Raw genomic sequence first — 24,996 nt, forward strand, 5'->3', positions numbered from 1 at the left:
AATATTATGCGGTTGGATCATTTTACTCATGATTTTCAATTAGCTATTTCTGATGCTCAATCTATAGCACTTAGAAAAGATAATCAATTTGTTGAACCCATTCATGTGATGCTCGCTTTCTTAAAAGAAAAAAATGGATCAGTATATCAGATACTGGAGCGCGCGGGGTTTAATATGCTTCAGTTCACTATATTAGTTGAAGAGGCATGTGATCGTGTACCAAAGGTAGAAGGTATTGGGGGAGATATTCAATGTTCTCATGATTTAATTAGAATATTAAATTTATGTAATAAATTAGCACAAAAACATAATGATACTTTTATTGCGTCAGAAATGTTCGTTCTAGCAGCCATTGAATCTCATGGAGCATTAAATGATTTATTAAAAAAATCCGGAGTATCTCCAGAAAATATAAAAAAATCAACAAGCTATATACGCAATAATCACTTAGTTGATAATCAACAATCAGAATCTCAACGTCAAGCGTTACAAAAATTTACTGTAGATATAACTAAATTTGCAGAACAAGGTAATCTTGATCCTGTTATTGGTCGAGATGAAGAAATTCGTCGTACTATTCAGGTGTTGCAGAGACGTACTAAAAATAATCCTGTTCTTATCGGACAACCTGGAGTAGGAAAAACTGCTATTGTGGAAGGATTGGCACAACGTATTATTAATGGTGAAGTTCCGGAAGGATTAAAACATAGTCGCGTATTAGCTTTAGATATGGGAGGACTATTAGCAGGAACAAAATATAGGGGAGAGTTTGAAGAACGTTTAAAAAGCGTATTAAGTGATGTATCTAAAGAAGATAGTAATATCATTTTATTCATTGATGAATTGCATACTATGGTTGGAGCAGGTAAAACTGATGGCGCAATGGATGCAAGTAATATGCTTAAACCAAGACTATCTAGAGGTGAGTTGCATTGCGTAGGAGCAACTACACTTGATGAATATAGTAAATATATTGAAAAAGATGCAGCTTTAGAAAGACGTTTTCAAAAAATATTTGTTTCTGAGCCTAGCGTGGAAGATACTATAGCTATTCTTCGTGGGTTAAAAGAACGTTACGAATTGCATCACAATGTTCATATTACTGATCCAGCGATAGTGGCTGCTGCAATTTTATCACATCGATATATTTCTGATCGTCAGTTACCTGATAAAGCCATTGATTTGATTGATGAAGCTGCTTCTAGCATTCGCATACAAATAGATTCTAAACCAGAAGAATTAGATAGATTAGAACGGCGTATTATACAGTTAAAATTAGAACAACAAGCATTAAAAAAAGAATCAGATGATGCTAGCATGAAACGATTAAATCTTTTAACTACTGAATTAATTCAGAAAGAAAAAAATTATATTAATCTTGAAAAAGAATGGAAAAAAGAAAAAGTTTCTTTATCTAACGCTCAAAGCATTAAATCTGATTTAGAACAAGCAAAAATTGCTATTGACCAAGCACGCCGTGTTGGTGATTTAGCTCGTATGTCTGAATTACAATATGGTAAGATTCCAGAATTAGAGAAAAAATTATCTACAATCTTGCAATCTAATTATAAAAAGATACGTCTTTTACGAAATCGTGTTACTGATATAGAAATTGCCGCAGTATTATCTCGTTGGACTGGTATTCCCGTGTCTCGCATGTTAGCAAGTGAAAAAGATAAATTATTAGATATGGAACATTCTTTGCATCAATTAGTTGTTGGGCAACACGAAGCAGTAAAGGCAATATCTCATGCTATTCGTCGGAGTCGTTCTGGGTTATCAGATCTTAAACGTCCAATTGGTTCGTTTATGTTTTTGGGGCCTACTGGAGTAGGAAAAACTGAATTGTGCAAGGCATTGTCTATCTTTCTTTTCGATACCAATAAAGCAATGGTGCGTATTGACATGTCTGAATTTATGGAAAAGCATTCTGTATCAAAATTGTTAGGAGCTCCTCCTGGTTATATTGGGTATGAATCAGGAGGATATTTGACTGAATCAATCCGTCGTAGACCGTATTCTATTATTTTGTTAGATGAAATAGAAAAAGCGCATTCAGAAATTTTTAATGTACTATTACAAGTCTTAGACGATGGACGATTAACAGATGGGCATGGACGTACAGTACATTTTAATAATACTGTCATCATTATGACATCTAATTTAGGGTCAGATTTCATTCAAAAACGTTTTGGGATTGTAGATTATCAAGAAGTTAAAGTTGCAGTATTAAACATAGTTAATCAACATTTTCGTCCAGAATTTGTTAATAGGATAGATGAAATAGTAGTGTTTCATCCACTTAGCACTGAACATCTTATGAAAATTGCTAGTATTCAACTACAGCGATTATGTGATCGTTTAGAAGAAAAAGGATATCCGAATACTAATATTACTAACGCAGTCTTGGTATTTTTATCAAAAATTGGATTTGATCCAGTATACGGTGCACGCCCATTAAAGCGTGCTATACAACAACACATTGAAAATGCATTATCTCAAAAGATAATATCTGGGAAATTGCTGCCAGGTAAAAAAATTACTTTAGATATTGTAAATAATACAATCGTCTTTATTCAATGAAATTTTAAATGTTTCTAACATGAAATTATTTAAGAAATTTTAAATAATTTTAATAAGCAATCATATATATATTGATATGTAATGCTCGTTTTTCATGTTCTCGTATAATATAGTATATATCTTTATTCATAATTTATGTTGCAAACTATAAGTTAAATAATGATTTTTATAATCATAAAAAGATAAGAATCGAAATTCTACAGCAACTGAAAAATAAAATAATACAATTATATTTTTAGTATAATTGAAATTATGAATCGATGTGTGAATAAAATTCAATAATTATTATAAAAATAATATATCAAATATTTTTGTTTAAAATAAATAAATGTATGAGCATCCTTTTCAATTAAAATCATTAAATACCTTTTCAGTTAACGCATTTGCTAAAAGTGTAGTAACAGCACATCATGAATATACGTTATTAAAGTTTTGGAGGAAAGCTTATCGAAAAGGAAAACCTGTTCTTATTTTAGGAGGCGGTAGTAATATTTTATTTTTAGAAAACTATGCTGGAACAATATTATTAAATAGGATAAAAGGTATTTTTATTACAGAAAATAAAACGGCATGGCAACTCCATGTTGGAGCTGGAGAAAAATGGGACGAATTAGTAGTTCATACTATCAAAAAAAATATACCGGGGCTAGAAAATTTAGCATGTATTCCAGGGTATGTGGGGGCTGCTCCAATTCAAAATATTGGGGCTTACGGCGTTGAGTTATCACAAATATGTGAGTATGTAGATGCTATAGATTTATATAGTGGAAAAAAAATTCGGTTCACTTGTTCTGAATGTGATTTCAAATATAGAGATAGTATTTTTAGAAATTGTTTGGAGAAATATGCTATTGTATCTGTAGGATTAAGATTATGTAAAAAGTGGAAACCCATATTAGATTATCATGAATTAGCTCATTTAGACAAATTTCATATTACACCCCGTCAAATTTTTAACTTTATTTGTATAATTAGACATAAAAAATTACCAGATCCTGCTTTAGTAGGAAATGCTGGTAGTTTTTTTAAAAATCCAATAATAGATATTAAAACAGCACGCTGCTTATTTCAAATTTATCCAAATATGCCTTATTTTTATCAAAAAGATGGTAGAATAAAATTATCAGCAGGTTGGTTAATAGAATATTGTCAACTAAAAGGTTATATTTTTGGGGAAGCAGCAATATATCCTAAACAGGCATTAGTATTAATTAATAGCAAAAAAATAGCTACTGGCACTGAAATTGCAGCATTAGCTCTTTACATATATAATAAGGTTGCAGATCAGTTTAATATTTATTTACAACCTGAAGTTAGATTAATTGGTAATTATGGAGAAATAAATCCAAAAAAATTGTTCATGTAGTAAATAATTGATATATAAATTTTATTTAATAAATTTGAAATTAAATATATTTCTAATAATTTTATCTTAAAATAGAATGAAAAACATACTTACGTAGTATAATGTAATGGAATTAAATATAAATATCAATTTATTTTTTGGAGATTTGAAAACCTTGTTAAGGTATAATGAAAATTATAGTTTTCCCGTATTTTACCCTTTCTTAAATGAATCTAAGATTTTAACACAATTACCCGAAGGCAGGGTAATTGTGTTAAATAGAGTTAATTCAACCAATCAATATATAATAGACAACATTCCATATATAAAATCGGGTGATGCTTGCGTTACAGAACACCAAACTCAAGGAAGAGGAAGACGTGATAAAATTTGGGTGGCGCCTGTTGGAGAAGGTATTTGCTTATCTATTTATTGGAAATTGAGTAAGATTCCTCCAACGATGATTGAATTTAGTTTAATGATAAGTATTGTTGTGGCAAAGATATTAAAGAATTTGGGCGCATCTCAGATTAAAATTAAATGGCCTAATGATTTGTATATTCATGGACGAAAATTAGCAGGAATTTTAATCGAAATTATAACAAGAACTGATAATATTACTCATATAATAATAGGTATTGGTATTAATTTATCTATACGCACGCATGCAACATTAAATACTAAAATTGGTAAGAATTGGATTAACTTAATGGATATTGGGATCATGATTGATCGTAATATTTTAGTCGCCACGCTTATTAATGTATTACGTAAGAAATTAAAAGATTTTATGCTTTTTGGGTTTACTCCATTTATTACATATTGGAAATTTTTTGATTGCTTATATAATAAACCAGTCACATTATTAGTTGGGGATCGTACAATATGCGGCACAGCTCTTGGGATAAATATACATGGAGCTTTAATAGTGGATCAAATAAGTTCAGTATGTTATTACTCGGGAAATAATATTTCTGTTTATACATCTTAAAAATTATATTAATTATAACAATAACCGTTTGATTAACGTAAATCCCATGCTTATTGTAATATAATATGATTAGCTCCAAACGTTTCAGTAATGAAAATCGATACTTATAATAACTGTAAAGAAAAAAATTATTGTTTTTATAATCGTTTTTATTTTCTTAATTGAATGTTGTTTATTATATGATTCACGTCTTTTCTCAAAATTAAATTTGCGCGTTCCCGGGTCGGTAAGATATTTTCTTGCAAATTCAGTCTATTTATTTTAGTCCATAATTGCGAAGCGATAGAAGTTATATTTTTTTTAGATAATTGAGTATAACGATAAAAATAAGAATCAGGATAGGAAAAAGTAGTGTAACAAAATTTCAAAAATCTATTGATATACCATTCTTGTAATAAATATTCTGGAGCATCAACATAAATAGAAAAATCAATAAAATCAGATACAAAAACACAAGGTAAGTCACGATGATAATCGTGATTAGTTTGTAAAACATTTAATCCCTCCAAAATAAGAATATCTGGTTTATAAATTACCTGTTGAACATTAGGAATAATGTCATATATTATGTGAGAATATACAGGAATTGTCATCGATTGAACTCCAGATTTAACTTTGGAAACAAAATTTACTAAACTAGTCATATCATAAGATTGTGGAAAACCTTTTTTTTTCATTAAATGTCGTTTTTTTAATACTTTATTAGAATACAAAAATCCATCAGTTGTTACTAATTCTACAACACGGTGTTCAGTCCATCTACTAAGCAGTGCTTGTAAAACTCTAGCTGTAGTGCTTTTCCCTGCAGCAACACCACCAACGATACCAATAATATATGGTATATGTTGGTTTTGAATACTTAAAAATTGTTTTAAAGTATTTTGTCGTTTTATATGCGAAGAAATATATAGATTAAGCAAGCTAGATAATGGTAAATAAATTTCTATTACTTCATTCATAGAAAGATTATCATTTATTCCTCTTAAATTTAGGATTTCTCTTGGAGATAATATTAATGGTACCTCTTCTTGAAGAGATGACCATTCCTTGCGATTGAAAGTTAAAAATGGAACAGATGAAACATGTAGCATATTGTTCTATTATCATAGATAAATGCTTATCTTATAGAATGAAATTTCATGTAAATGCTTGATCAAAATAAAAGATTTAATTATAATTATGTATTATAATGGAAGCTTACGAAATAACTAATAATTTTAGTTTTATTAAAGTAAATTTATTTTTACAAATGTTTTAAACCATTGTATTATCTCAAAAATATTAGTTTAATGAAGTTTGTTTCAAAAAGTGTGTTTCTAAGAAAGAATCAATGGTTATTTTAACAATATTAAAATGATGCCGGTGTAGCTCAATAGGAAGAGCAACTGATTTGTAATCAGTAGATCAAAGGTTCGAATCCTTTTACCGGCATCTACAACTTTTTTGATGGGGTTCCCGAGCGGCTAAAGGGAGCAGACTGTAAATCTGTCGTCGTAGACTTCGAAGGTTCAAATCCTTCCCCCATCATTTTAATTATACATAAACAACAAATACCATATATTCTTGTAATATCAAGAATACGGATTTTACTATGTAGTAGTGGGCATCGTATAATGGTTATTACCTCAACCTTCCAAGTTGATGATGTGGGTTCAATTCCCACTGTCCGCTTATATAATGTAATTGAATTATGCTGATATAGCTCAGAAGGTAAGAGCGCACCCTTGGTAAGGGTGAGGTCAGCAGTTCGAATCTGCTTATCAGCACCAGCGTACGTCGTATACCTATCTTCTTATTAAAAATAAGAAGATAGGTATGATTTTTTAAATATTTAATTTATAATTTACAGTTAAACAATACAATGTATGTGGATACATATCTAAGGAGATGTTATGAAAGGAGACGATCACATTATTACCCATCTTAATAGTTTGTTGAGCGATGAGTTGGTCGCTGTAAACCAATATTTTTTACATTCTAAAATTTTTAATAATTGGGGATTAGAACGCCTTAATAAGATAGAATATCAAGAATGCGTGGATGAGTTAGATCATGCAGATCTTTATGCAAAACGTATTTTGTTTTTAGAAGGTATGCCTACCTTGAGGAAATTTGATCCATTAAATATTAAAAAAAATGTTGAAGATATTTTACGTGCTGATCTTAGTTTAGAATTTCATAGTATCGAAAATTTACGCAAAGGCATCAAATACGCTGGTTCAATACAAGATTATGTATCTAGGGATATAATGATACAAATTCTTAAAGACGAAGAAAAGCACATTGATTTTTTAGAAACAGAGCTAAATCTTATGATAAAAATTGGTATGCATAATTATATACAATCACAGTTGAAAAAATAATTTTATACTTATCAAAATGATATACATTGTTTATAATATTTTTAATATTAAAATTTTCTGGTAATAATTTGAATTTTATTCTTGTTAGCCTTGTTTTTTATTTGTTTATTGGTACACTAAGTTTATGTAATGTTTTATTGCAGAAAATGATAACAAAATTAATTGGCATGTTCGATAGGAATAAAAAACAGTTTTACATTTTGGATGTGTGTGTGATACGAAGATGTTTTAGATGTTCATTTAACGCTTTCGGGTGAAACATACAAAAAGGTTTATGTAGAGTTGTTTATGAATAACTAATTTTTAGGATCTATTTTAGGTTATGCAAAATCAAAGGATCCGCATTCGTTTGAAAGCATTTGATCATCGATTGATAGATAAGTCGACCGTAGAAATTGTAGAGACTGCTAAACGTACTGGCGCTCAAGTACGAGGCCCTATTCCATTGCCTACTAGAAAAGAACGATTCACTGTTTTAATTTCTCCGCATGTAAATAAAGATGCGCGGGATCAGTATGAAATACGAACTCACAAACGGTTGATTGATATTGTTGAACCTACCGATAAAACGGTAGATGCTTTAATGCGTTTAGATTTAGCGGCAGGAGTAGACGTACAAATTAGTCTCGGTTAGCATATAGAAGATGCATCGTAATAGGCATTAATTTGTATTTTACACATAAAATACAAATTAATAATTTTTGTACTAAAGGTAATAGAGAGGTTATATCCATAATCATGAAAGGTCTAATTGGTCAAAAATTGGGTATGACTCGTTTGTTTGATAAAGATGGAGTATCTATCCCTGTAACTATGATTGAAATAACACCGCATCGTGTGACGCAAATAAAAAATATTGAAAACGATGGGTATTGCGCAGTTCAAGTAACTACTGGCATTAAAAACTTTAAACATATTAATAGACCAGAAACAGGGCATATGATAAAGTCAGGAGTTGATGCTGGCCGCGGTGTGTGGGAGTTTCGTTGCGAAGAATCTGGGATGCCACAGCTATCATTAGGAGATATTATTACTATACAGATTTTTAAAAATGTTAAAAAAGTTGATATTACAGGCATTTCTAAAGGTAAAGGTTTTGCAGGTACAATAAAACGTTGGAATTTTCATATGCAAGATGCAAGTCATGGTAATTCACTGTCACACAGAGCACCTGGATCTATCGGTCAAAATCAAACTCCTGGTAGAGTATTTAAGGGCAAAAAAATGGCAGGGCAATTAGGAAATTATAAAGTTACGGTACAAAATTTAGATGTTGTTAATGTAGATGTAAAACTTAATTTATTATTAGTTAAAGGTGCTGTTCCGGGCGCAATTGGCGGTAATTTATCTATTAAAAAGTCTGTTAAAATAAATATTAGAGAGAAAATGTAAATGGAATTAGAAGTCAGGGATTTTACAACAGAAATTAATATTCTAGATTCAGAGAAGTTTTCTGTATCTGATGAAATTTTTAAGTGTCCTTTTAATCAGGCATTAATACATCAAGTAATTTCTACTTACTTAACTAATTCTCGTCAAGGTACTCGATCGCAAAAAAGTCGATCAGAAGTTTCGGGTTCTAATAAAAAACCGTGGCGTCAAAAGGGTACCGGTCGCGCACGTTCTGGATCGGTAAAAAGTCCTATTTGGCGTTCTGGTGGAGTGACCTTCGCGGCTAAACCTAAATTATATGCCCAAAAAATAAATAAAAAAATGTACAAAGGGGCAATAAGAAGCATTTTATCTAAATTAGTTTGTGATAATCGTTTATTCTTAGTAAGAAATTTGTTTATAAAAGAACCAAAGACTAAATTATTATTAGAAAAATTAAGAACAATAACTTCAAAAAAAAGTATATTGATTTTTACTGATTTTTTGGATAAAAATTTGCTTTTAGCATCACGTAACGTTCATAAAATAGAGGTGCGTACCGCAACGCATATAGATCCAGTAAGTTTAATAAATTTCAACGTTACTTTAATTGCCGATAACGTGATCAAGAAAATTGAGAAACAGTTAGTATGATTTATCAAGAACGTTTATTAAAAATACTGAGATCTACACATATCTCTGAAAAAACGTCCATTATATTGGAACGCCACAATGCTTTTTCTTTTAGAGTAGCGAAATATGCAACTAAAACAGATATTAAAAATGCTATCAATATGTTGTTTTCTGTGAAAGTAAATACTATAAACACTATGATAGTAGTAGGAAAATCTAAAAGAAAGGCTAATAAAATTGGTCGCTGTAGCAACTGGAAAAAAGCATATGTTGTTTTAGATAAAGGCCAAAAAATTGATTTTATCAATACAGTAGAATAGATGAATACGGAAGATTAAAAGAGATGCCAATTATTAAATGCAACCCAACCTCACCGGGTAGACGGCATGTGACTAAATTAGTGAACCATGATTTATATAAAGGGAATCCTTTTTCTTCATTATTATCCAATAAAATTAATAATAGATCAGGAGGACGCAATAATTACGGTCGTATTACTGTGCGACATATAGGAGGGGGGCATAAAAAACGTTATAGAATCATTGATTTTAAGCGTAATAAGGATGGGATTTCCGCTGTAATTAAACGCTTAGAATATGATCCAAATCGTTCAGCAAATATAGCATTGCTTTCATATAGGGATGGGGAGTATCGTTATATTTTAGCTCCAAAAGATGTAAAAATAGGAGATTTTATAAGTTCTGGAGCGAATGTTCCAATAAAACCAGGCAATGCTTTACCTATGAGTAATATTCCGATAGGGTCCATTATTCATAATGTAGAAATGAAACCAGGAAAAGGCGGGCAATTAGCCCGGTCTGCAGGATCTTACATACAAATTGTAGCTCGTGATGGGGAGTATATGATACTTCGTCTGCGATCTGGTGAAATACGAAAGATTCGCTGTGAGTGTCGCGCAACCATAGGAGAAGTTGGTAATGCTGAACATATGTTACGTATGCTAGGTAAAGCTGGAGCCAATAGATGGCGCGGCAATCGTCCTACTGTACGTGGAACAGCCATGAATCCAATCGATCACCCTCACGGAGGCGGAGAAGGCAAAAATTTTGGAAAACATCCCGTGTCTCCTTGGGGAATACAAACCAAAGGCAAAAAAACTCGTAGTAATAAACGCACTAATAAGTTTATATTGTCTCATCGTAATAAATAAAATTTGAAGGATTAGGAATACAGTATATGTCGCGTTCTATTAAGAAAGGGCCATTTATTGACTTGCATCTTCTAAAAAAAGTGGAAAAAGCAATAGAAACAGGTGATAAAAAACCTATTAGGACTTGGTCACGGCGGTCAACAATATTTCCAAGAATGATCGGTTTAACTGTAGCAGTGCATAACGGACGTCAACATATACCCATATTCATTTCAGACGAAATGGTTGGGCATAAATTAGGTGAATTTGCTCCAACTCGTACGTATCGTGGTCATTCAGTTGATAAGAAAATAAAAAAACATTATTAAAAATATGATTATGATCTTAAAATAAGATGTACTATAGAGGGAATTTTGGTATGAGAACAATTTCTAGATGCCGTTATATTCGTTCTTCTGCTCAAAAACTTCGTTTAGTAGTTAATACAATACGAGGAAAAAAAGTATCTCAGGCGCTTGATATCTTAAAGTATACCAACAAAAAATCCGCCGAATTAGTAAAAAAGACCTTAGAATCAGCTATTGCTAATGCGGAACATAACGATAATTCAGATATTAATAATTTAAAAATTATTAAAATTTTTGTCGATAGCGGTCCTATTATTAAAAGAATTATGCCACGTGCTAAAGGGCGATCAGATAAAATTATGAAACGAACAAGTCATCTTACTATAGTAGTGTCTAATTAAAAAATTATATTTAAACGGACGGAGTATTTAAAAATGGGTCAAAAGGTACATCCGAATGGTGTGCGTTTGGGTATTACTAAGACGTGGCATTCTACCTGGTACGCAAATAACAAAGATTTTTCTGACAATTTAGGGAATGATTTTAAAGTGCGTCATTTTTTGATGCAAAAACTTTCGAAAGCTTTAGTATCCCGTATAATTATTGAGCGTCCTGCTAAAAGCATAAGAGTAACTGTTTATACAGCTAGACCTGGCCTTATAATTGGAAAAAAGGGGGAGGATATTGAAAAATTACGTAAAAATATAGCAAGGATTTCTGGGGTTCCAACGCAACTCAATATTGCTGAAGTGCGTAAACCAGAATTAGATGCCAAGCTGTTAGCTGATAATATCGCATCTCAATTAGAACGTAGGGTAGTATTCAGGAGGGCAATGAAACGTGTGGTACAAAACGCTATGCGTTTAGGAGCTAAAGGAATTAAGGTAGAAGTAAGCGGGAGACTAAGCGGAGCTGAGATTGCTCGTACTGAATGGTACAGAGAGGGACGAGTTCCATTACATACTTTACGTGCCGATATTGATTATAGTCTTTCAGAAGCGCGTACTACATATGGTATAATTGGAATTAAGGTATGGGTTTTTAAGGGGGAAATTTTAGGAGATGTGTTGCTGAATACAGGATATTCATCAGATCAAACGATTAATAATTCTAGCAAGAAAAAACATAAAACTCGCATATAAAGGATAATATGATGCTTCTGCAACCAAAGCGCACAAAATTTCGTAAAATGCATAAAGGGCGTAACCGGGGAACAAAAGTAAACGACAATATTAGTTTTGGGCAATTTGCTTTAAAAGCTATTAGCCGCGGGCGATTAAAATCTTGTCAAATTGAAGCAGCACGACGCGCCATCAGTCATGCTATAAAACGTCAAGGAAAAATCTGGATTCGTGTGTTTCCAGATAAACCTATTACTAAAAAACCTCTCGAAGTACGCATGGGGAAAGGAAAAGGTAATGTAGAATATTGGGTAGCGCTAATACAACCAGGAAAAATATTATATGAAATAAATGGAGTACCAAAAGAACTAGCGTATAATGCTTTTAAATTAGGCGCATCAAAATTACCCGTTAAAACCACTTTAATAGGAAGATAATGAATAACATCGTCAAATTATTAAATCAAAAAAAAAATGACACTATTACTGTTACATTGCTTCAGTCAGAATTAGTAAAGGTATTACGTGAACATTTTAATTTACGTATACAAGCAAAATCAGGTCAATTAAAACAATTGCATTTATTAAAAAAAGTACGTCGCAATATAGCATCTATTAAACATTATTTATCTAATAATAAAAAAGTATAAAAGGAGAATATTCCATGAGTGATAGGATTCGCATCCTACTAGGTCGTGTATGTAACAAAAAAATGAATAAATCTGTCGTTGTTTCTATAGAGAGATTAATTAAGCATTCAACATATGAAAAATTTATTAAACGTACTACTAAACTGCATGTACATGACCCTAATAACGAGACTAATGTTGGAGATCTTGTTGAAGTACAAGAATGCCGTCCTATTTCTAAAACAAAATCTTGGATATTAACTTCTATTATCAAAAAATCTAATTTTTAAAAAGATAATAATCATATGAATTAGTGGTAATCTATTTAATTAGAACTAATAAATCAAAATATATAACCATATATATATCTTTTAAAGATTTAAATTCAATCATTACTGTGGAGTAATCGTGTGATTCAAGAACGCACTATTTTAAATGTTGCCGATAACTCTGGTGCACGATATGCAATGTGTATTAAAGTGTTAGGTGGCTCTGGTCGTCGTTATGCTAATATAGGCGACGTTATTAAAGTTGCTATTAAAGAAGCAGTACCACGTGCTAAAGTGAAAAAGGGCGATGTATTAAAAGCTGTTGTAGTACGTACGAAAAAAGGTGTACGTCGTCTAGATGGATCTATTATTAGATTTGATAATAACGCTTGTGTATTATTAAATGACACCAACGTCCAACCTATAGGTACTCGTATTTTTGGGCCGGTAACTCGCGAATTACGCAACGAAAAATTTATGAAGATTATTTCTTTAGCCCCCGAGGTACTTTAATGGAGAATATTATATATGGCAGCAGCTAAAATTAAACGTAACGATGAAGTTATTGTATTAAGTGGAAAGGATAAAGGAAAAAAGGGGAAAGTAAAGTGTGTTTTTTATAATAAAGGCAGGGTTATAGTAACAGGAATAAATTTAGTAAAAAAACATCAAAAGCCTATCCCCAATAAAAATCAACCAGGAGGCATTATTGAAAAAGAAGCATCCGTTGATTTATCTAATATTGCAATATTTAATCCTACTTTAAATAAAGCAGATCGTATAGGTTTTACAATACAAAATGGTAAAAAAATACGTATATTTAAGTCTAATGGGGATATAGTTAAATGATTGGAATAATATATGGCTAAATTATATGATTATTATAAAAATAATATAATACAAAATTTAATGCATAAATTTAGTTATCGATCTATTATGCAAGTGCCTAAAATTAAAAAAATTACTATTAATATGGGAGTAGGTAAATCTGTTACCAATAAAAAGCTTTTAGAAAAAGCAACAGCAGATTTAATGGTAATTTCAGGACAAAAACCAGTAATTACTACAGCACGCAAATCTATCTCTAGTTTCAAAATTCGTCAAGGGCAACCAATCGGCTGTAAGGTAACTTTACGAGGTTCGCGTATGTGGGAATTTCTGGAAAGATTGATTTTTATTGCTATGCCTCGTATTCGTGATTTTCGCGGGTTATCTATTAAATCTTTCGATGGGCATGGTAATTATAGTATTGGAATCCGAGAGCAAATTATCTTTCCAGAAATTGATTATGATACCGTGGATGATATGCGAGGAATGGATATTACTATTACTACTAGCGCCATTTCTGATAATGAAGCGTATGCTTTATTAACTGCATTTCGATTTCCATTTAGAAAATAATCGTATTACTTCAAATAGAAGGAGCGTTAATTATGACCAAGGAATCTATAAAGGCACGTGAAATAAAGCGTTTAAAATTAGTTAATAAATATTATACACAACGTATTTCTCTAAAAAAAATTATTATTGATCAACGCATTCCTAATGAGGAACGTTGGAATGCGGTTTTAAAATTACAGACTTTACCACGTGATTCTAGCCCATCTAGACGACGTAATCGTTGCCGCCATACTGGACGTCCTCACGCTTTTTTAAGAAAATTTGGATTGAGCCGTATGAAGGTACGCGAAGCTGCCATGCGCGGCGAAATACCTGGTTTAAGGAAAGCTAGTTGGTAATTGTAACAATATTTTATTGCTTGGAGCTATAATGAGTATGCAAGATTCAATCGCGGATATGTTAACTACTATACGTAATGGGCAAATTTCTAAAAAAGAAAAAGTTTGCACTCCATCTTCTGCAATGAAAGTAGCAATTGTTCATGTATTAGTAGAAGAAGGATTTATACAGAAATATAATATTAAAGATAGCATCAAACCAACTCTAGAAGTATTTTTAAAATATTATCAAAAAAGAAAACCCGTCATAGATATCATAAAACGTATTAGTCGACCTGGATTACGTATCTATAAAAAGAGAAAGGAGCTACCTCAGGTAATGTCTGGTATGGGTATTATTATAATTTCTACTTCTAAAGGTGTAATCACAGATAATAGAGCTCGTCAGCTTAATGTTGGTGGGGAGATTATATGTTATGTGTCTTAATACCAAGATATTTCCGCGTCATATATGTAAAACGATAATTTCTGTTCCTAAAACAATAACTGTAAATATAATAGTAGAAAACCATAGCATTTCTATTACAGGTACGCTTGGTGCATTGACTCGTATATTACACAAATCGGTTAATGTACAATTGCATGATGCATCAAAACTGATGGTCTATAGCAACAGTTTTGATGTTAAAAACAAAGCTTTGATAGGAACAACCTGTGCATTAATTAATGGAATGATTACTGGAGTTACAAAAGGGTTTACTAAGACACTGCAATTAGTAGGAATAGGTTATCGTGTATCTATTCAAGATAATATCATCAACCTAATCATAGGGTTATCTCATTCCATTGACTATATACTACCTACTGAAATCGCAGCAACGTGTCCAAGTCAAACCGAAATTATTCTAACAGGAATAAATAAACAACTTATCGGACAAGTTGCTGCAGACCTGAGAGCACTTCGCCCTCCTGAACCTTTTAAGGGAAAAGGTATTCGTTATATCGATGAAATAGTGCATAACAAAGATACTAAGAAAAAATAATTATTATCAATTATATAGAGAATCATGTAACATGAATAAAAAAGATGCTCGTATCAAAAGAGCTATGAAAACACGAAAAAAGTTGTATAAATTAGATGCTATAAGATTAGTGATACATCGAACTTGTCGGCATATTTATGCACAAATAATTGCAAAAGATAATTCTAACGTCTTAGTTGCAGCTTCTACTACGGAGAAATTAATTTCTAGTCAACTAATAACAACCAGTAATAAAAAAGCTGCAGCTATAGTAGGAAAAATTATTGCGGAACGGGCGATAAAAAAAGGTATTATAAATGTATCTTTTGATCGTTCTGGATTTAAATATCATGGTAGAGTGAAAATGTTGGCTGATTGCGCTAGGCAAACTGGGTTAAGCTTTTAAAACAAGGTAAATAATATGAAATATACTGATAAACAGCCTGGTGAATTGCAAGAAAAATTAATTACAGTAAATCGAGTATCCAAGACGGTTAAAGGTGGTCGTGTTTTTAGTTTTACAGCTCTAACTGTGGTAGGAGATGCAAATGGTCGGGTAGGGTTTGGTTACGGTAAAGCTCGTGAAGTTCCATCAGCAATTCAAAAGTCAATGGAAAAAGCTCGTCGTAACATGGTAATTATTTCCTTATATAAAGGTACTCTACAACACGCAGTTAAGGGGGTATACACAGGTTCTCGTATTTATATGCAACCTGCTTCTGAAGGAACTGGAATTATTGCCGGCACTACAATGCGTGCTATACTAGAAGTGGTTGGAATACATAATGTATTAGCAAAGGCTTATGGATCTACAAATCCTATTAATATAGTGCGTGCGACTATAAATGCGTTACAAAGCATGAAATCTCCTGAAATGATCGCAGAAAAAAGAGGTAAATCTATTAGTGAAATTTTAGGTTATTATAATTATGTTAAACATTATTAATCTTATTCGGATTGGAGCTTTATCAGAGAAAGCTGATATCCCAAGCATAAGCACTGTATATGGTGAGTTGAGAAGGGATTGCGTCGTTATTTTATTAAAAATGTTGTTGAAATCATTGATGTACCGCCATCCGTGGTATGATTAACTTAAATTAATTACACGGTCAAAGTGGAGTAGTAAATCATGTATCTTAATACCATTTCTCCGTCCAGAGGATCTAAACATTTAAGTAAACGAGTGGGTCGAGGCATAGGATCTGGATTGGGTAAAACAGGAGGACGTGGACATAAAGGACAAAAATCTCGTTCTGGAGGTAAGGTGCGTCTTGGATTTGAGGGAGGACAGACTCCTTTATATCGTAGATTACCAAAGTTTGGATTTATATCTCGAAAGGCTATGGTTACCCAGGAAATTAGGTTATCTGATTTATCTCGTGTTTCAGACAAAGTAATAGATTTAAATGTTTTAAAAACCTATAATATTATTAGTCGTAAAATTAAGTTTGTTAAGATTATAATGTCTGGAGAAATTAAACGTCCTATCACGATACGTAAATTACGTGTTAGTAAAGGAGCACGTGCTGCAATTCAATCTATAGGCGGTCAAATAGAGGAGTAATTGAATTAAAATGATGACAATTACTAATAAACAACGATCTAGATCTACTTTTCAAAGTATCAAAGGAGGATTAGGTGACTTGAAACGTAGAATTATGTTTGTGATTGGCGCTTTAATCATTTTTCGTATGGGATCATTTATTCCAATTCCAGGAGTAGATTTGATTGTTTTGGCACAAATTATTGAACAACAACACGGTACTATTATCGAAATGTTTAATATGTTTTCTGGAGGATCTTTAAGTCGTGCTTCTATTTTTAGTTTAGGAATTATGCCATATATTTCAGCTTCAATTATTGTTCAGCTATTAACTGCGGTACACCCTGCTTTAATAGAAATTAAAAAAGAAGGAGAAAGTGGCAGGAGAATAATTAACCAGTATATTCGTTATGGAACTTTAATACTTGGAATACTACAATCAGTAGGCGTTGTCACTAGTTTACCTAATGTATCGGGGTTAGTGATTAATCCAGGATTTTCCTTTTATTGCATAGCAATTATCAGTCTTGTTTGTGGTACCGTTTTTTTAATGTGGTTAGGCGATCAAATCACTAGTAGAGGCATAGGAAATGGTATTTCAATTATTATTTTTTCAGGGATAATTGCCGGGTTACCACTGGCTATAGGCCATACCATAGAACAAGTGAGACAAGATGAGTTACATTTTTTTATATTAATTTTAATTATTTTCTTGGTATTGAGTGTTACTTTTTTTGTTGTATTTATGGAGCGGGGACAACGTCGCATTTTAGTACATTATGCTCAACGTCAGCAAGGTCGTCGTATTTATGCTGCTCAGAGCACACATTTACCACTGAAAGTAAATATGGCTGGTGTCATTCCTGCTATTTTTGCTTCTAGTGTCATCTTGTTTCCGGGTACTGTAATTTCTTGGTTCGGCAGTAGTACTAATTGGCAATGGTTAACTATTATTTCTTTATATCTACAACCAGGTCAGCCATTATATATTTTACTTTATGCGGCAGCTATTATGTTTTTTTGTTTTTTTTACACATCTTTAATTTTTAATCCTCGCGAAACAGCTGAAAATTTAAAAAAATCGGGAGCATTTGTTCCTGGAATTAGACCGGGAGAACAAACTGCAAAATATATTAATAAAATTATGATTCGTTTGACTTTCATTGGTGCAATGTACGTTACATTTATTTGTTTAGTACCAGAGTTTATGAGAATTGCTATGAAAGTTCCTTTCTATTTTGGAGGAACATCTTTACTTATTGTAGTTGTAGTAATTATGGATTTTATGGCGCAAATACAAACTTTAATGATGTCTAGTCAATATGAATCTGTGCTTAAAAAAGCAAACCTGAAACATTTTAATCATTGATTAAAAAATCATATACATATGATTATAGGAAACATTATGAAAGTACGTACGTCAGTGAAAAAATTATGTCGTTATTGTGAAATTGTGAAGAGACATAACGTTATTCGTGTAGTTTGTCGTGCGGATCCAAAGCATAAGCAACGACAAGGATAATGGTTGTTCAGTATAGGATAATTAATTAACTTTTAGGAGTGAAAAATAGTGGTACGTATAGCAGGCGTTAATGTTCCTGACAGAAAACATGCCGTTGTTGCTTTAATGTCTATTTATGGCATTGGAAAGTCCCGTGCTCGTTCAATTTGTTTGAATACAGGTATAGATGAGCATGTACAACTTTGTAAATTGTCTGAAATTCATATAGATAAATTACGTGATGCGGTTGATGAATATATCGTAGAAGGGGATTTACGCCGAGAAGTAACTCTAAATATCAAACGTTTAATTGATCTTGGTACTTACCGAGGATTACGTCATCGTCGTAATTTACCAGTACGGGGGCAAAGGACTAGAACAAATGCTAGAACTTGTAAAGGTCCTCGTAAATCAATGAACAAACAATTTAAATAAGTATTAATAAATAAAAAAGCACAAATATAAAATGATGAAATCATCCAATCTTCGAGCGCGCAAGCGGCTCAAAAAACAAATTTTAGACGGTGTAGCTCATATACATGCATCTTTTAATAACACTATTATCACCATTAGTGATAAGCAAGGTAATACTTTAGGATGGGCTACAGCTGGAGGCTCTGGATTTAGAGGATCTCGAAAATCTACACCGTTTGCCGCGCAAATAGCAGCAGAGCGTTGCGCTGAAATAGTTCAAGAATATGGGGTAAAAAATTTAGAAGTTATGGTTAAAGGGCCAGGACCAGGACGTGAATCGGCGGTACGAGCGTTAAATGCAGCAGGATTTCATATTACCAGTATTACTGATGTCACCCCAATTCCTCATAATGGTTGCCGTCCTTCTAAAAAACGCCGTGTCTAAAGAAGATTTATTAGTTTATTTTCAAGGAATAAAAAATATGGCTAAATATTTAGGACCTAAACTTAAATTAAGTCGTCGTGAGGGTACAGATCTTTTTTTAAAATCTGGAATTCGTGCTATTGATTCTAAATGTAAAATTGATCAACCTCCAGGACAACATAATATGCGTAAATCTCGTTTTTCAGATTACGGAATACAGTTAAGAGAAAAACAAAAAGTTAGACGTATATATGGTATCTTAGAGCGTCAGTTCTCTAATTATTATAAGAGAGCCGCACGTATTAAAGGTAACACTGGTGAAAATTTATTAAAATTATTAGAAAGCAGATTAGATAATACTGTGTATCGTATGGGATTTGGAGCAACACGTGCTGAGGCCCGTCAGTTAGTAAGTCATAAATCCATTATGGTTGAAAACCGTATTGTTAATATAGCTTCATATCAAGTTGTTCCCAATACTGTTATTAAAATACATACAAAATCACATAAGCAATCTAGGATTCGTGCTTCTTTAGAGCTTTCTGAGCAGCAAAGAGAAAAATTAGCATGGATTGAAGTAGATCCCATTAGACTACAAGGTCTATTTAAACGTTATCCAGAGCGTAGTGAATTATCCGCAAATATTGATGAACATTTGATTATTGAATTATATTCAAAATAAGTAAAATTTGTGAAATAGTAAAAAGAGAGGAAACATGCAGAATTCTGTAATAGAATTTTTAAAACCACGTTTAGTAGATATTGAACAAATTACTGAAACACGTGCTAAAGTTACTCTAGAGCCGTTAGAACGAGGGTTTGGCCATACTTTAGGAAACGCTCTACGTCGTATCTTACTTTCTTCAATGCCTGGATATGCTATAACAGAGGTTGAAATTGATGGGGTATTACATGAATATAGTACAAAAGAAGGTATACAAGAAGATGTTCTAGAAATTTTACTCAATTTAAAGAAATTAGCTATTAGAATTGAAGGAAAAGATAGCGTTACTTTAACTTTAAAAAAATCCGGTATTGGTCCTGTAATCGCAAATGATATTTTGTATGATAGTAATAGCGTAAAAATTGTTACTCCTAATCATATTATATGTCATATAACTGATGAGAATACATCTATTAGTATGAGCATTAAAGTGCAGCGCGGACGAGGTTACGTTCCAGCTTCTTCTAGGTTTCATTCTGAATCAGATATCTTACCAATTGGCCGGTTATTATTGGATGCATGTTATAGCCCGGTAGAAAGGATTTCTTATAATGTAGAAGCTGCTCGCGTTGAGCAACGTACAGATTTAGATAAACTAATTATTGATATGGAAACGAATGGAACTATAGAACCTGAAGAAGCGATTAGGCGTGCAGCAACAATTTTATCTGAACAACTTGAAGCATTTATTGATTTAAGGGATATACATCAACCAGAACATAAAGAAGAAAAACCAGAATTTGATCCAATCTTATTACGTCTTGTTGATGACTTAGAACTGACTGTACGTTCTGCTAATTGTCTAAAAGCAGAATCTATTCACTATATTGGAGATTTAGTACAACGAACAGAAATAGAATTATTAAAAACTCCTAATTTAGGAAAAAAATCTTTGACAGAGATAAAAGATGTATTAGCATCTCGCGGATTATCTTTAGGAACACGTTTAGAAAATTGGCCTCCTACGAATATTTTAGATAATTAATCATAGATAATTTAATATTTAAAACAAAGGATAATTTATTATGCGTCATCGAAAAAGCGGTTCTAAACTAAACAGAACTAGCGCACATCGTAAAGCTATGTTTAAAAACATGGTTATTTCATTGGTAATGCATAAAATAATAAAAACTACTTTATCTAAAGCTAAGGCATTGCGTCGTATTATTGAACCGTTGATTACACGTAGCAAAGTGGATACGATTGCAAATCGTCGTCTAATTTTTTCTAAAACTAGAAATAATGATGTTGTTAAAAAATTGTTTACACAAATTAGTCCATATTTTTATAATAGACCTGGAGGATATACTCGTATACTAAAATGTGGATTACGTAAGGGAGATAACGCTCCAATGGCATATATAGAACTAGTGGAACGATCTAAAATAAAACAAAAAATATAAAAAATAATATAGAGATATATAATTAAGTTTAGTAATAAATACAAACATATCTCTATCTTGCTATTCTAACACAGAGTTAGGTTTGAACCATTCTTTGTATGCATTGAGAAGATCGCGCACAGATGTTATTTTTTTTCCTGAAATTTGTAACATAGTAAGTATTAATATTCCAGAACCAGTGCTAACATAAATACCGTTTGGATGAGCTGCTAATATGGTACCAGGTAATATAGATGTCGACGACGAGTGGTTATTGATGTTTTGATCGCTTACTTCGGCATCCCATACTCTAATGCGGTCATTTTTTATTTGAAAAAAACTAATTGGCCATGGATTAAAAGCTCGGATACATCGTTCCAATTGAATTGCTGATAAATTCCAATTGATACGTGCTTCTTGTTTATTTAATTTATGCGCATATGTAGCATAAGTTGAGTCTTGAGGCATCAAAGTAGATGTACCCAATATGAACTGATCCAGTACTTGGGATAACATGGCAGATCCAATATTCACTAATCTATTAGAAAGAGTACAACTAGTGTCTTTCGGAAAAATTTTGCAAGGCATAATATGCAAAATATCTCCAGTATCTATTCCTAAATCCATTTGAATAATGGTTATTCCTGTAATGGAGTCACCATATTCTAGTGCACGTTGAATGGGCGCTGGTCCGCGCCAACGAGGCAATAATGAACCATGTACATTAATACAGCCTAGTCGTGGTATATTTAATATTTCTTGCGGTAAAATTAATCCATAAGATACAACTACTATCAAATCCACGTTAATTTTTTTAACAATATAAATAATATCAGAAATAGATAAAGTACGAGACTGGAATAATGATATATTATATTTTTTCGCTATTTTATGTAAAGATAAAAAGGATTTACATGTAGATATCTGTATCTCTTGAGTAAACACTGCTATTATCTGATGCGTAGATAAGTGAGCCAGTGCATGTAAATGCCACGCCGCAAAACTTGTAGTTCCAAAAAAAGCAATACGCAATGGTTTTGAGTGTACCATAATATATATCAAAGAGGAAATTGATTCTTTTTAAATGTTTTAGATAATTTTTTTATTTTCTTATGAATTTTTTTAATTTTTAATGGAGATAAATGATCAATAAAAAGTTTTCCAAACAAATGATCTACTTCGTGTTGAATGCAAATTGCTAATAAATTATTAGCTTCCATTTCAAATTTATTGCCGTATTGATCTAATGATTGAATGGTTATTTTTTCTGAACGTGGAACAATTTCGTATATTTGAGGAATAGATAAACAACTTTCAGGAATACTAATAACACCTGTTTTTTTTGTAATAGAAGGATTAATAAAAACTAAACGTTGTTTATTCTTTTTATAAAGATCAATAACAATAATTTGTTGGTGAATATTAACTTGTGTTGCAGCTAAACCAATACCTTTTTTAAAATACATAGTATCAAACATATCATTTATAATTTGATTGGTATCATCAGATACTGCAACAACAGGATCAGCGATTGTTCTAAGACGTTTATCTGGATAATACAGTATTTCTAATATCGACATAAAATAAAAAATTATTACATTAAATTTTTAATTCCATATATTATCTAGTGACTTATGAATATAATCAAGATATGATATAGATATTTTATATTCATAATGATAATATACGGAGATAAAAATTTATTATTTAATTAAGTAATTGAATAAATATTTGACGCGTACTAAATGCATACAGAAACTGCGTGCGCTGCACCACAAAATGCTATATAAAATATATAACTAAAAAATATTTTGTTAATCAAAAAATCATTGATATATAAGAATCTTAAATTGTTATAGATATTACATATAAATTTTAAAGTTACCCAATTAATACTTGAAAGTTTATTATTTTTAAATATCGATTTAAATAAAAGAATATTATATGTTTTTTTAATAAATAATTAATTGGAATTAATAATCTACAATAAGGATATTTTCTTCACCAAATATGAAAGATTTACTTATACAGCTAAGTCAAGGGAAAGTAATTATTTATCCAACAGAATCAGTGTTTGGTTTAGGGTGTGATCCTGATAATAAAAACGCAATATCTACTTTACTAAAAATAAAAAATAGATCTTGGAAAAAAGGTTTAATTTTAGTTGCTGCCAATTATACACAATTACTTAAGTATATTGATGATAGTTGCTTAAATGAAACCCAACGATCACGAGTTTTTTCTACTTGGCCTGGACCGATGACATGGGTATTTCCGGCACAAGCTAATAGATCATATTGGTTAACGGGTCAATTTTCTTCCATAGCAGTACGAGTCAGTCATTTTGAACCAATTCAACGTCTTTGCTTGGCTTTTGGAAAACCCTTGGTATCCACTAGTGCGAATTTATCTGGACAGATTCCTGCGCGTACTATTGAAGAAGTACATGATCAACTCGGGTATAAGATACCTATCATGTATGAAGATATACTTGGGAGACCCAATCCTTCAAAAATTAGAGATGTTATGACTGGTAAACTAATTCGCGAATAATTTTTTATTATTCAAGGAGATAAATAGATGAATTCTTTTGCTGTTTTTGGTAATCCGATTAGACATAGCAAATCAGCAGATATTTATGCATTATTTGCACATGAATTTGGAATATCAAAAGAATATAACCTTAAATTGGCAGTACAAGATAATTTCAATTATTTATTACATAATTTTTTTAAGTTAGGTGGATTAGGAGCAAATATTACTTCTCCATTTAAAGAAAATGCATATTTTTTGTGTAATCAATTAACTGAACGAGCTGAAAAAGCTCGTTCAGTTAATACGATAAAAAAATTAAAAAATGGTACTTTGCTGGGAGATAATACAGATGGTATAGGATTTATTGGCGATTTAAAACGGCTTAATTGGTTAGATAATAATAATCAAATCATTTCTAACGACGCACCTCCTATACCTACTATGGTAACGAACATTCTGTTAATTGGTGCGGGGGGCGCTGCAAAAGGAATTCTTCCTATATTATTAACGACTATAACAACATGTCACATAAATATAGTAAATAGAACGTTTTCTAGGGCACAGGAACTGACATCTTATTATCAGGAAATAGGATATAAAAATATATCATGCTTACCTTTATATAAATTACGTTATGACACCAATAAATATAGTTTAATTATTAATGCTACAACCAGCAATATACATAATACTATTCCAAAAATACCATATTTTCTTATTACTTCTGACACTAAATGTTATGATTTATTTTATACAAAACAAGACACGTTGTTCATAACATGGTGTAAAAAAAATGGGGCAAATTATTGTGCAGACGGATTAGGTATGTTAGTAGGACAAGCGGCTCATTCATTTTTATTATGGCATAATACATTTCCTACTATTAATCCTGTGATAAATCGTTTAAGATCTGCATTTTATATGTAAAATTGTATTGATTTGATAACGAAATAAATATAGGGTATAATTCTTTCATAAAATATTTGCTATTATTAAAAAGTATATGGTGC

At 31.7% G+C, this 24,996-nt stretch carries 36 protein-coding genes and 4 tRNA genes; 37 read left to right on the forward strand and 3 right to left on the reverse strand.

The features are described 5' to 3' along the window. Positions 1-6: 6 nt before the first annotated feature. The 3 genes from clpB to BCHRO640_RS00950 all read left to right on the forward strand — a co-directional run bounded on the left by clpB (position 7) and on the right by BCHRO640_RS00950 (position 4,919). Entirely contained in the window at positions 7-2,583 is a 2,577-nt protein-coding gene (clpB, locus tag BCHRO640_RS00940) for an ATP-dependent chaperone ClpB (protein ID WP_015344473.1), read from the forward strand. Between the two features lie 328 nt (positions 2,584-2,911). Then, a complete protein-coding gene (gene murB / locus BCHRO640_RS00945; RefSeq protein WP_015344474.1) occupies positions 2,912-3,949 on the forward strand; it encodes a UDP-N-acetylmuramate dehydrogenase in 1,038 nt (345 codons plus the stop codon). A 106-nt stretch (positions 3,950-4,055) separates the two neighbouring features. Then, positions 4,056-4,919 (forward strand): biotin--[acetyl-CoA-carboxylase] ligase, encoded by an 864-nt coding sequence (locus BCHRO640_RS00950; protein WP_015344475.1) that lies wholly within the window; start codon positions 4,056-4,058, stop codon positions 4,917-4,919. Positions 4,920-5,068: 149 nt separating this feature from the next. Here BCHRO640_RS00950 and coaA read toward each other — a convergent pair whose 3' ends face one another. Further along, the gene (gene coaA / locus BCHRO640_RS00955) at positions 5,069-6,010 is read right to left on the reverse strand and encodes a type I pantothenate kinase (protein WP_015344476.1); all 942 of its coding nucleotides are present in this window, start codon (positions 6,008-6,010) and stop codon (positions 5,069-5,071) included. 267 nt (positions 6,011-6,277) lie between these two features. On the opposite strand from coaA, the gene BCHRO640_RS00960 reads away from it, so the two are divergent. From BCHRO640_RS00960 to rplQ, 32 genes are all read left to right on the forward strand, one after another. Then, positions 6,278-6,350: transfer RNA gene (locus BCHRO640_RS00960), tRNA-Thr, on the forward strand. A 14-nt stretch (positions 6,351-6,364) separates the two neighbouring features. Further along, positions 6,365-6,446, forward strand: a tRNA-Tyr gene (locus BCHRO640_RS00965). Positions 6,447-6,518: 72 nt separating this feature from the next. Continuing rightward, a tRNA-Gly gene (locus tag BCHRO640_RS00970) sits at positions 6,519-6,590 on the forward strand. A 21-nt stretch (positions 6,591-6,611) separates the two neighbouring features. Then, positions 6,612-6,688 (forward strand) — tRNA-Thr (locus tag BCHRO640_RS00975). A 123-nt stretch (positions 6,689-6,811) separates the two neighbouring features. Continuing rightward, the gene (gene bfr / locus BCHRO640_RS00980; RefSeq protein WP_015344477.1) at positions 6,812-7,282 is read left to right on the forward strand and encodes a bacterioferritin; all 471 of its coding nucleotides are present in this window, start codon (positions 6,812-6,814) and stop codon (positions 7,280-7,282) included. A 322-nt stretch (positions 7,283-7,604) separates the two neighbouring features. Then, on the forward strand, positions 7,605-7,916 hold the full coding sequence (rpsJ, locus tag BCHRO640_RS00985) for a 30S ribosomal protein S10 (RefSeq protein WP_011282738.1): 312 nt from the start codon (positions 7,605-7,607) through the stop codon (positions 7,914-7,916). A 104-nt stretch (positions 7,917-8,020) separates the two neighbouring features. Then, complete coding sequence (rplC, locus tag BCHRO640_RS00990) at positions 8,021-8,674, forward strand: 50S ribosomal protein L3 (RefSeq protein ID WP_015344478.1); 654 nt, start codon at positions 8,021-8,023, stop codon at positions 8,672-8,674. After that, positions 8,675-9,307 carry a 50S ribosomal protein L4 gene (gene rplD, locus BCHRO640_RS00995; RefSeq protein ID WP_015344479.1) on the forward strand — a complete coding sequence of 211 codons (633 nt, stop codon included), beginning with the start codon at positions 8,675-8,677 and terminating at the stop codon, positions 9,305-9,307. It begins immediately after the preceding gene. Then, positions 9,304-9,606 (forward strand): 50S ribosomal protein L23, encoded by a 303-nt coding sequence (gene rplW, locus BCHRO640_RS01000; RefSeq protein WP_015344480.1) that lies wholly within the window; start codon positions 9,304-9,306, stop codon positions 9,604-9,606. The genes rplD and rplW overlap by 4 nt, the downstream gene beginning before the upstream one ends. A 23-nt stretch (positions 9,607-9,629) precedes the next feature. Next, positions 9,630-10,457: a 50S ribosomal protein L2 gene (gene rplB / locus BCHRO640_RS01005; RefSeq protein WP_015344481.1), complete on the forward strand. Its 828-nt coding sequence runs from the start codon at positions 9,630-9,632 to the stop codon at positions 10,455-10,457. Between the two features lie 26 nt (positions 10,458-10,483). Beyond that, positions 10,484-10,765, forward strand: a complete 282-nt coding sequence (gene rpsS, locus BCHRO640_RS01010; RefSeq protein WP_011282743.1) for a 30S ribosomal protein S19 — start codon at positions 10,484-10,486, stop codon at positions 10,763-10,765. Between the two features lie 50 nt (positions 10,766-10,815). Then, positions 10,816-11,145: a 50S ribosomal protein L22 gene (rplV, locus tag BCHRO640_RS01015; RefSeq protein WP_011282744.1), complete on the forward strand. Its 330-nt coding sequence runs from the start codon at positions 10,816-10,818 to the stop codon at positions 11,143-11,145. A 33-nt stretch (positions 11,146-11,178) separates the two neighbouring features. Beyond that, the gene (rpsC, locus tag BCHRO640_RS01020; RefSeq protein ID WP_015344482.1) at positions 11,179-11,886 is read left to right on the forward strand and encodes a 30S ribosomal protein S3; all 708 of its coding nucleotides are present in this window, start codon (positions 11,179-11,181) and stop codon (positions 11,884-11,886) included. Positions 11,887-11,897: 11 nt separating this feature from the next. Next, the gene (gene rplP, locus BCHRO640_RS01025; RefSeq protein ID WP_015344483.1) at positions 11,898-12,302 is read left to right on the forward strand and encodes a 50S ribosomal protein L16; all 405 of its coding nucleotides are present in this window, start codon (positions 11,898-11,900) and stop codon (positions 12,300-12,302) included. After that, a complete protein-coding gene (gene rpmC / locus BCHRO640_RS01030) occupies positions 12,302-12,514 on the forward strand; it encodes a 50S ribosomal protein L29 (RefSeq protein WP_015344484.1) in 213 nt (70 codons plus the stop codon). Before rplP ends, rpmC begins: the two co-directional genes overlap by 1 nt. Positions 12,515-12,528: 14 nt before the next feature. Continuing rightward, entirely contained in the window at positions 12,529-12,783 is a 255-nt protein-coding gene (rpsQ, locus tag BCHRO640_RS01035) for a 30S ribosomal protein S17 (RefSeq protein WP_011282748.1), read from the forward strand. A 120-nt stretch (positions 12,784-12,903) separates the two neighbouring features. Further along, positions 12,904-13,275, forward strand: a complete 372-nt coding sequence (gene rplN / locus BCHRO640_RS01040) for a 50S ribosomal protein L14 (RefSeq protein ID WP_015344485.1) — start codon at positions 12,904-12,906, stop codon at positions 13,273-13,275. Positions 13,276-13,290: 15 nt separating this feature from the next. Continuing rightward, entirely contained in the window at positions 13,291-13,611 is a 321-nt protein-coding gene (rplX, locus tag BCHRO640_RS01045; protein ID WP_011282750.1) for a 50S ribosomal protein L24, read from the forward strand. 12 nt (positions 13,612-13,623) lie between these two features. Then, positions 13,624-14,163: a 50S ribosomal protein L5 gene (gene rplE, locus BCHRO640_RS01050; RefSeq protein ID WP_015344486.1), complete on the forward strand. Its 540-nt coding sequence runs from the start codon at positions 13,624-13,626 to the stop codon at positions 14,161-14,163. 32 nt (positions 14,164-14,195) lie between these two features. Further along, on the forward strand, positions 14,196-14,501 hold the full coding sequence (gene rpsN, locus BCHRO640_RS01055) for a 30S ribosomal protein S14 (protein WP_011282752.1): 306 nt from the start codon (positions 14,196-14,198) through the stop codon (positions 14,499-14,501). Between the two features lie 31 nt (positions 14,502-14,532). Next, positions 14,533-14,928, forward strand: a complete 396-nt coding sequence (gene rpsH, locus BCHRO640_RS01060; protein ID WP_011282753.1) for a 30S ribosomal protein S8 — start codon at positions 14,533-14,535, stop codon at positions 14,926-14,928. Then, on the forward strand, positions 14,918-15,484 hold the full coding sequence (rplF, locus tag BCHRO640_RS01065; protein WP_015344487.1) for a 50S ribosomal protein L6: 567 nt from the start codon (positions 14,918-14,920) through the stop codon (positions 15,482-15,484). Before rpsH ends, rplF begins: the two co-directional genes overlap by 11 nt. 31 nt (positions 15,485-15,515) lie before the next feature. Beyond that, a complete protein-coding gene (rplR, locus tag BCHRO640_RS01070) occupies positions 15,516-15,869 on the forward strand; it encodes a 50S ribosomal protein L18 (RefSeq protein ID WP_015344488.1) in 354 nt (117 codons plus the stop codon). A gap of 15 nt (positions 15,870-15,884) precedes the next feature. Then, positions 15,885-16,409: a 30S ribosomal protein S5 gene (gene rpsE, locus BCHRO640_RS01075; protein WP_011282756.1), complete on the forward strand. Its 525-nt coding sequence runs from the start codon at positions 15,885-15,887 to the stop codon at positions 16,407-16,409. Positions 16,410-16,592: 183 nt separating this feature from the next. Beyond that, complete coding sequence (rplO, locus tag BCHRO640_RS01080; RefSeq protein ID WP_011282757.1) at positions 16,593-17,027, forward strand: 50S ribosomal protein L15; 435 nt, start codon at positions 16,593-16,595, stop codon at positions 17,025-17,027. A 13-nt stretch (positions 17,028-17,040) separates the two neighbouring features. Then, on the forward strand, positions 17,041-18,375 hold the full coding sequence (gene secY, locus BCHRO640_RS01085) for a preprotein translocase subunit SecY (protein WP_171805068.1): 1,335 nt from the start codon (positions 17,041-17,043) through the stop codon (positions 18,373-18,375). Positions 18,376-18,411: 36 nt separating this feature from the next. After that, positions 18,412-18,528, forward strand: coding sequence for a 50S ribosomal protein L36 (gene rpmJ / locus BCHRO640_RS01090; protein WP_011282759.1), 117 nt, complete (start codon positions 18,412-18,414; stop codon positions 18,526-18,528). 48 nt (positions 18,529-18,576) lie between these two features. Then, complete coding sequence (gene rpsM, locus BCHRO640_RS01095) at positions 18,577-18,942, forward strand: 30S ribosomal protein S13 (protein WP_011282760.1); 366 nt, start codon at positions 18,577-18,579, stop codon at positions 18,940-18,942. Positions 18,943-18,976: 34 nt separating this feature from the next. Next, complete coding sequence (gene rpsK / locus BCHRO640_RS01100; RefSeq protein WP_015344490.1) at positions 18,977-19,366, forward strand: 30S ribosomal protein S11; 390 nt, start codon at positions 18,977-18,979, stop codon at positions 19,364-19,366. Between the two features lie 37 nt (positions 19,367-19,403). Continuing rightward, positions 19,404-20,027, forward strand: coding sequence for a 30S ribosomal protein S4 (rpsD, locus tag BCHRO640_RS01105; RefSeq protein ID WP_015344491.1), 624 nt, complete (start codon positions 19,404-19,406; stop codon positions 20,025-20,027). 34 nt (positions 20,028-20,061) lie between these two features. Then, positions 20,062-21,054 carry a DNA-directed RNA polymerase subunit alpha gene (locus tag BCHRO640_RS01110; RefSeq protein ID WP_015344492.1) on the forward strand — a complete coding sequence of 331 codons (993 nt, stop codon included), beginning with the start codon at positions 20,062-20,064 and terminating at the stop codon, positions 21,052-21,054. A gap of 40 nt (positions 21,055-21,094) precedes the next feature. Next, positions 21,095-21,472 (forward strand): 50S ribosomal protein L17, encoded by a 378-nt coding sequence (gene rplQ, locus BCHRO640_RS01115; protein WP_015344493.1) that lies wholly within the window; start codon positions 21,095-21,097, stop codon positions 21,470-21,472. Positions 21,473-21,532: 60 nt separating this feature from the next. Here rplQ and fmt read toward each other — a convergent pair whose 3' ends face one another. Together fmt and def are read right to left on the reverse strand one after the other, a co-directional pair. After that, complete coding sequence (fmt, locus tag BCHRO640_RS01120) at positions 21,533-22,501, reverse strand: methionyl-tRNA formyltransferase (RefSeq protein WP_015344494.1); 969 nt, start codon at positions 22,499-22,501, stop codon at positions 21,533-21,535. A gap of 8 nt (positions 22,502-22,509) precedes the next feature. After that, a complete protein-coding gene (gene def / locus BCHRO640_RS01125; RefSeq protein ID WP_015344495.1) occupies positions 22,510-23,031 on the reverse strand; it encodes a peptide deformylase in 522 nt (173 codons plus the stop codon). A 430-nt stretch (positions 23,032-23,461) separates the two neighbouring features. Here def and tsaC point away from each other — a divergent pair, with 430 nt between their 5' ends. Together tsaC and aroE are read left to right on the forward strand one after the other, a co-directional pair. Continuing rightward, the gene (gene tsaC, locus BCHRO640_RS01130; RefSeq protein ID WP_015344496.1) at positions 23,462-24,004 is read left to right on the forward strand and encodes an L-threonylcarbamoyladenylate synthase type 1 TsaC; all 543 of its coding nucleotides are present in this window, start codon (positions 23,462-23,464) and stop codon (positions 24,002-24,004) included. Between the two features lie 27 nt (positions 24,005-24,031). Next, positions 24,032-24,913 (forward strand): shikimate dehydrogenase, encoded by an 882-nt coding sequence (gene aroE / locus BCHRO640_RS01135; RefSeq protein ID WP_015344497.1) that lies wholly within the window; start codon positions 24,032-24,034, stop codon positions 24,911-24,913. Positions 24,914-24,996: the final 83 nt, after the last annotated feature.

The organism is Candidatus Blochmanniella chromaiodes str. 640, assembly GCF_000331065.1.
GTDB classification, from domain to species: domain Bacteria; phylum Pseudomonadota; class Gammaproteobacteria; order Enterobacterales; family Enterobacteriaceae; genus Blochmanniella; species Blochmanniella pennsylvanica.

Excerpts from the sequence above, each read along its gene's own strand:
- clpB (WP_015344473.1), top strand. The coding sequence starts at position 7 with ATGCGGTTGGATCATTTTACTCATGATTTTCAATTAGCTATTTCTGAT.
- murB (WP_015344474.1), top strand. The coding sequence starts at position 2,912 with ATGTATGAGCATCCTTTTCAATTAAAATCATTAAATACCTTTTCAGTT.
- BCHRO640_RS00950 (WP_015344475.1), top strand. The coding sequence starts at position 4,056 with ATGGAATTAAATATAAATATCAATTTATTTTTTGGAGATTTGAAAACC.
- coaA (WP_015344476.1), bottom strand. The coding sequence starts at position 6,010 with ATGCTACATGTTTCATCTGTTCCATTTTTAACTTTCAATCGCAAGGAA.
- bfr (WP_015344477.1), top strand. The coding sequence starts at position 6,812 with ATGAAAGGAGACGATCACATTATTACCCATCTTAATAGTTTGTTGAGC.
- rpsJ (WP_011282738.1), top strand. The coding sequence starts at position 7,605 with ATGCAAAATCAAAGGATCCGCATTCGTTTGAAAGCATTTGATCATCGA.
- rplC (WP_015344478.1), top strand. The coding sequence starts at position 8,021 with ATGAAAGGTCTAATTGGTCAAAAATTGGGTATGACTCGTTTGTTTGAT.
- rplD (WP_015344479.1), top strand. The coding sequence starts at position 8,675 with ATGGAATTAGAAGTCAGGGATTTTACAACAGAAATTAATATTCTAGAT.
- rplW (WP_015344480.1), top strand. The coding sequence starts at position 9,304 with ATGATTTATCAAGAACGTTTATTAAAAATACTGAGATCTACACATATC.
- rplB (WP_015344481.1), top strand. The coding sequence starts at position 9,630 with ATGCCAATTATTAAATGCAACCCAACCTCACCGGGTAGACGGCATGTG.
- rpsS (WP_011282743.1), top strand. The coding sequence starts at position 10,484 with ATGTCGCGTTCTATTAAGAAAGGGCCATTTATTGACTTGCATCTTCTA.
- rplV (WP_011282744.1), top strand. The coding sequence starts at position 10,816 with ATGAGAACAATTTCTAGATGCCGTTATATTCGTTCTTCTGCTCAAAAA.
- rpsC (WP_015344482.1), top strand. The coding sequence starts at position 11,179 with ATGGGTCAAAAGGTACATCCGAATGGTGTGCGTTTGGGTATTACTAAG.
- rplP (WP_015344483.1), top strand. The coding sequence starts at position 11,898 with ATGCTTCTGCAACCAAAGCGCACAAAATTTCGTAAAATGCATAAAGGG.
- rpmC (WP_015344484.1), top strand. The coding sequence starts at position 12,302 with ATGAATAACATCGTCAAATTATTAAATCAAAAAAAAAATGACACTATT.
- rpsQ (WP_011282748.1), top strand. The coding sequence starts at position 12,529 with ATGAGTGATAGGATTCGCATCCTACTAGGTCGTGTATGTAACAAAAAA.
- rplX (WP_011282750.1), top strand. The coding sequence starts at position 13,291 with ATGGCAGCAGCTAAAATTAAACGTAACGATGAAGTTATTGTATTAAGT.
- rplE (WP_015344486.1), top strand. The coding sequence starts at position 13,624 with ATGGCTAAATTATATGATTATTATAAAAATAATATAATACAAAATTTA.
- rpsN (WP_011282752.1), top strand. The coding sequence starts at position 14,196 with ATGACCAAGGAATCTATAAAGGCACGTGAAATAAAGCGTTTAAAATTA.
- rpsH (WP_011282753.1), top strand. The coding sequence starts at position 14,533 with ATGAGTATGCAAGATTCAATCGCGGATATGTTAACTACTATACGTAAT.
- rplF (WP_015344487.1), top strand. The coding sequence starts at position 14,918 with ATGTGTCTTAATACCAAGATATTTCCGCGTCATATATGTAAAACGATA.
- rplR (WP_015344488.1), top strand. The coding sequence starts at position 15,516 with ATGAATAAAAAAGATGCTCGTATCAAAAGAGCTATGAAAACACGAAAA.
- rpsE (WP_011282756.1), top strand. The coding sequence starts at position 15,885 with ATGAAATATACTGATAAACAGCCTGGTGAATTGCAAGAAAAATTAATT.
- rplO (WP_011282757.1), top strand. The coding sequence starts at position 16,593 with ATGTATCTTAATACCATTTCTCCGTCCAGAGGATCTAAACATTTAAGT.
- secY (WP_171805068.1), top strand. The coding sequence starts at position 17,041 with ATGACAATTACTAATAAACAACGATCTAGATCTACTTTTCAAAGTATC.
- rpmJ (WP_011282759.1), top strand. The coding sequence starts at position 18,412 with ATGAAAGTACGTACGTCAGTGAAAAAATTATGTCGTTATTGTGAAATT.
- rpsK (WP_015344490.1), top strand. The coding sequence starts at position 18,977 with ATGAAATCATCCAATCTTCGAGCGCGCAAGCGGCTCAAAAAACAAATT.
- rpsD (WP_015344491.1), top strand. The coding sequence starts at position 19,404 with ATGGCTAAATATTTAGGACCTAAACTTAAATTAAGTCGTCGTGAGGGT.
- BCHRO640_RS01110 (WP_015344492.1), top strand. The coding sequence starts at position 20,062 with ATGCAGAATTCTGTAATAGAATTTTTAAAACCACGTTTAGTAGATATT.
- rplQ (WP_015344493.1), top strand. The coding sequence starts at position 21,095 with ATGCGTCATCGAAAAAGCGGTTCTAAACTAAACAGAACTAGCGCACAT.
- fmt (WP_015344494.1), bottom strand. The coding sequence starts at position 22,501 with ATGGTACACTCAAAACCATTGCGTATTGCTTTTTTTGGAACTACAAGT.
- def (WP_015344495.1), bottom strand. The coding sequence starts at position 23,031 with ATGTCGATATTAGAAATACTGTATTATCCAGATAAACGTCTTAGAACA.
- tsaC (WP_015344496.1), top strand. The coding sequence starts at position 23,462 with ATGAAAGATTTACTTATACAGCTAAGTCAAGGGAAAGTAATTATTTAT.
- aroE (WP_015344497.1), top strand. The coding sequence starts at position 24,032 with ATGAATTCTTTTGCTGTTTTTGGTAATCCGATTAGACATAGCAAATCA.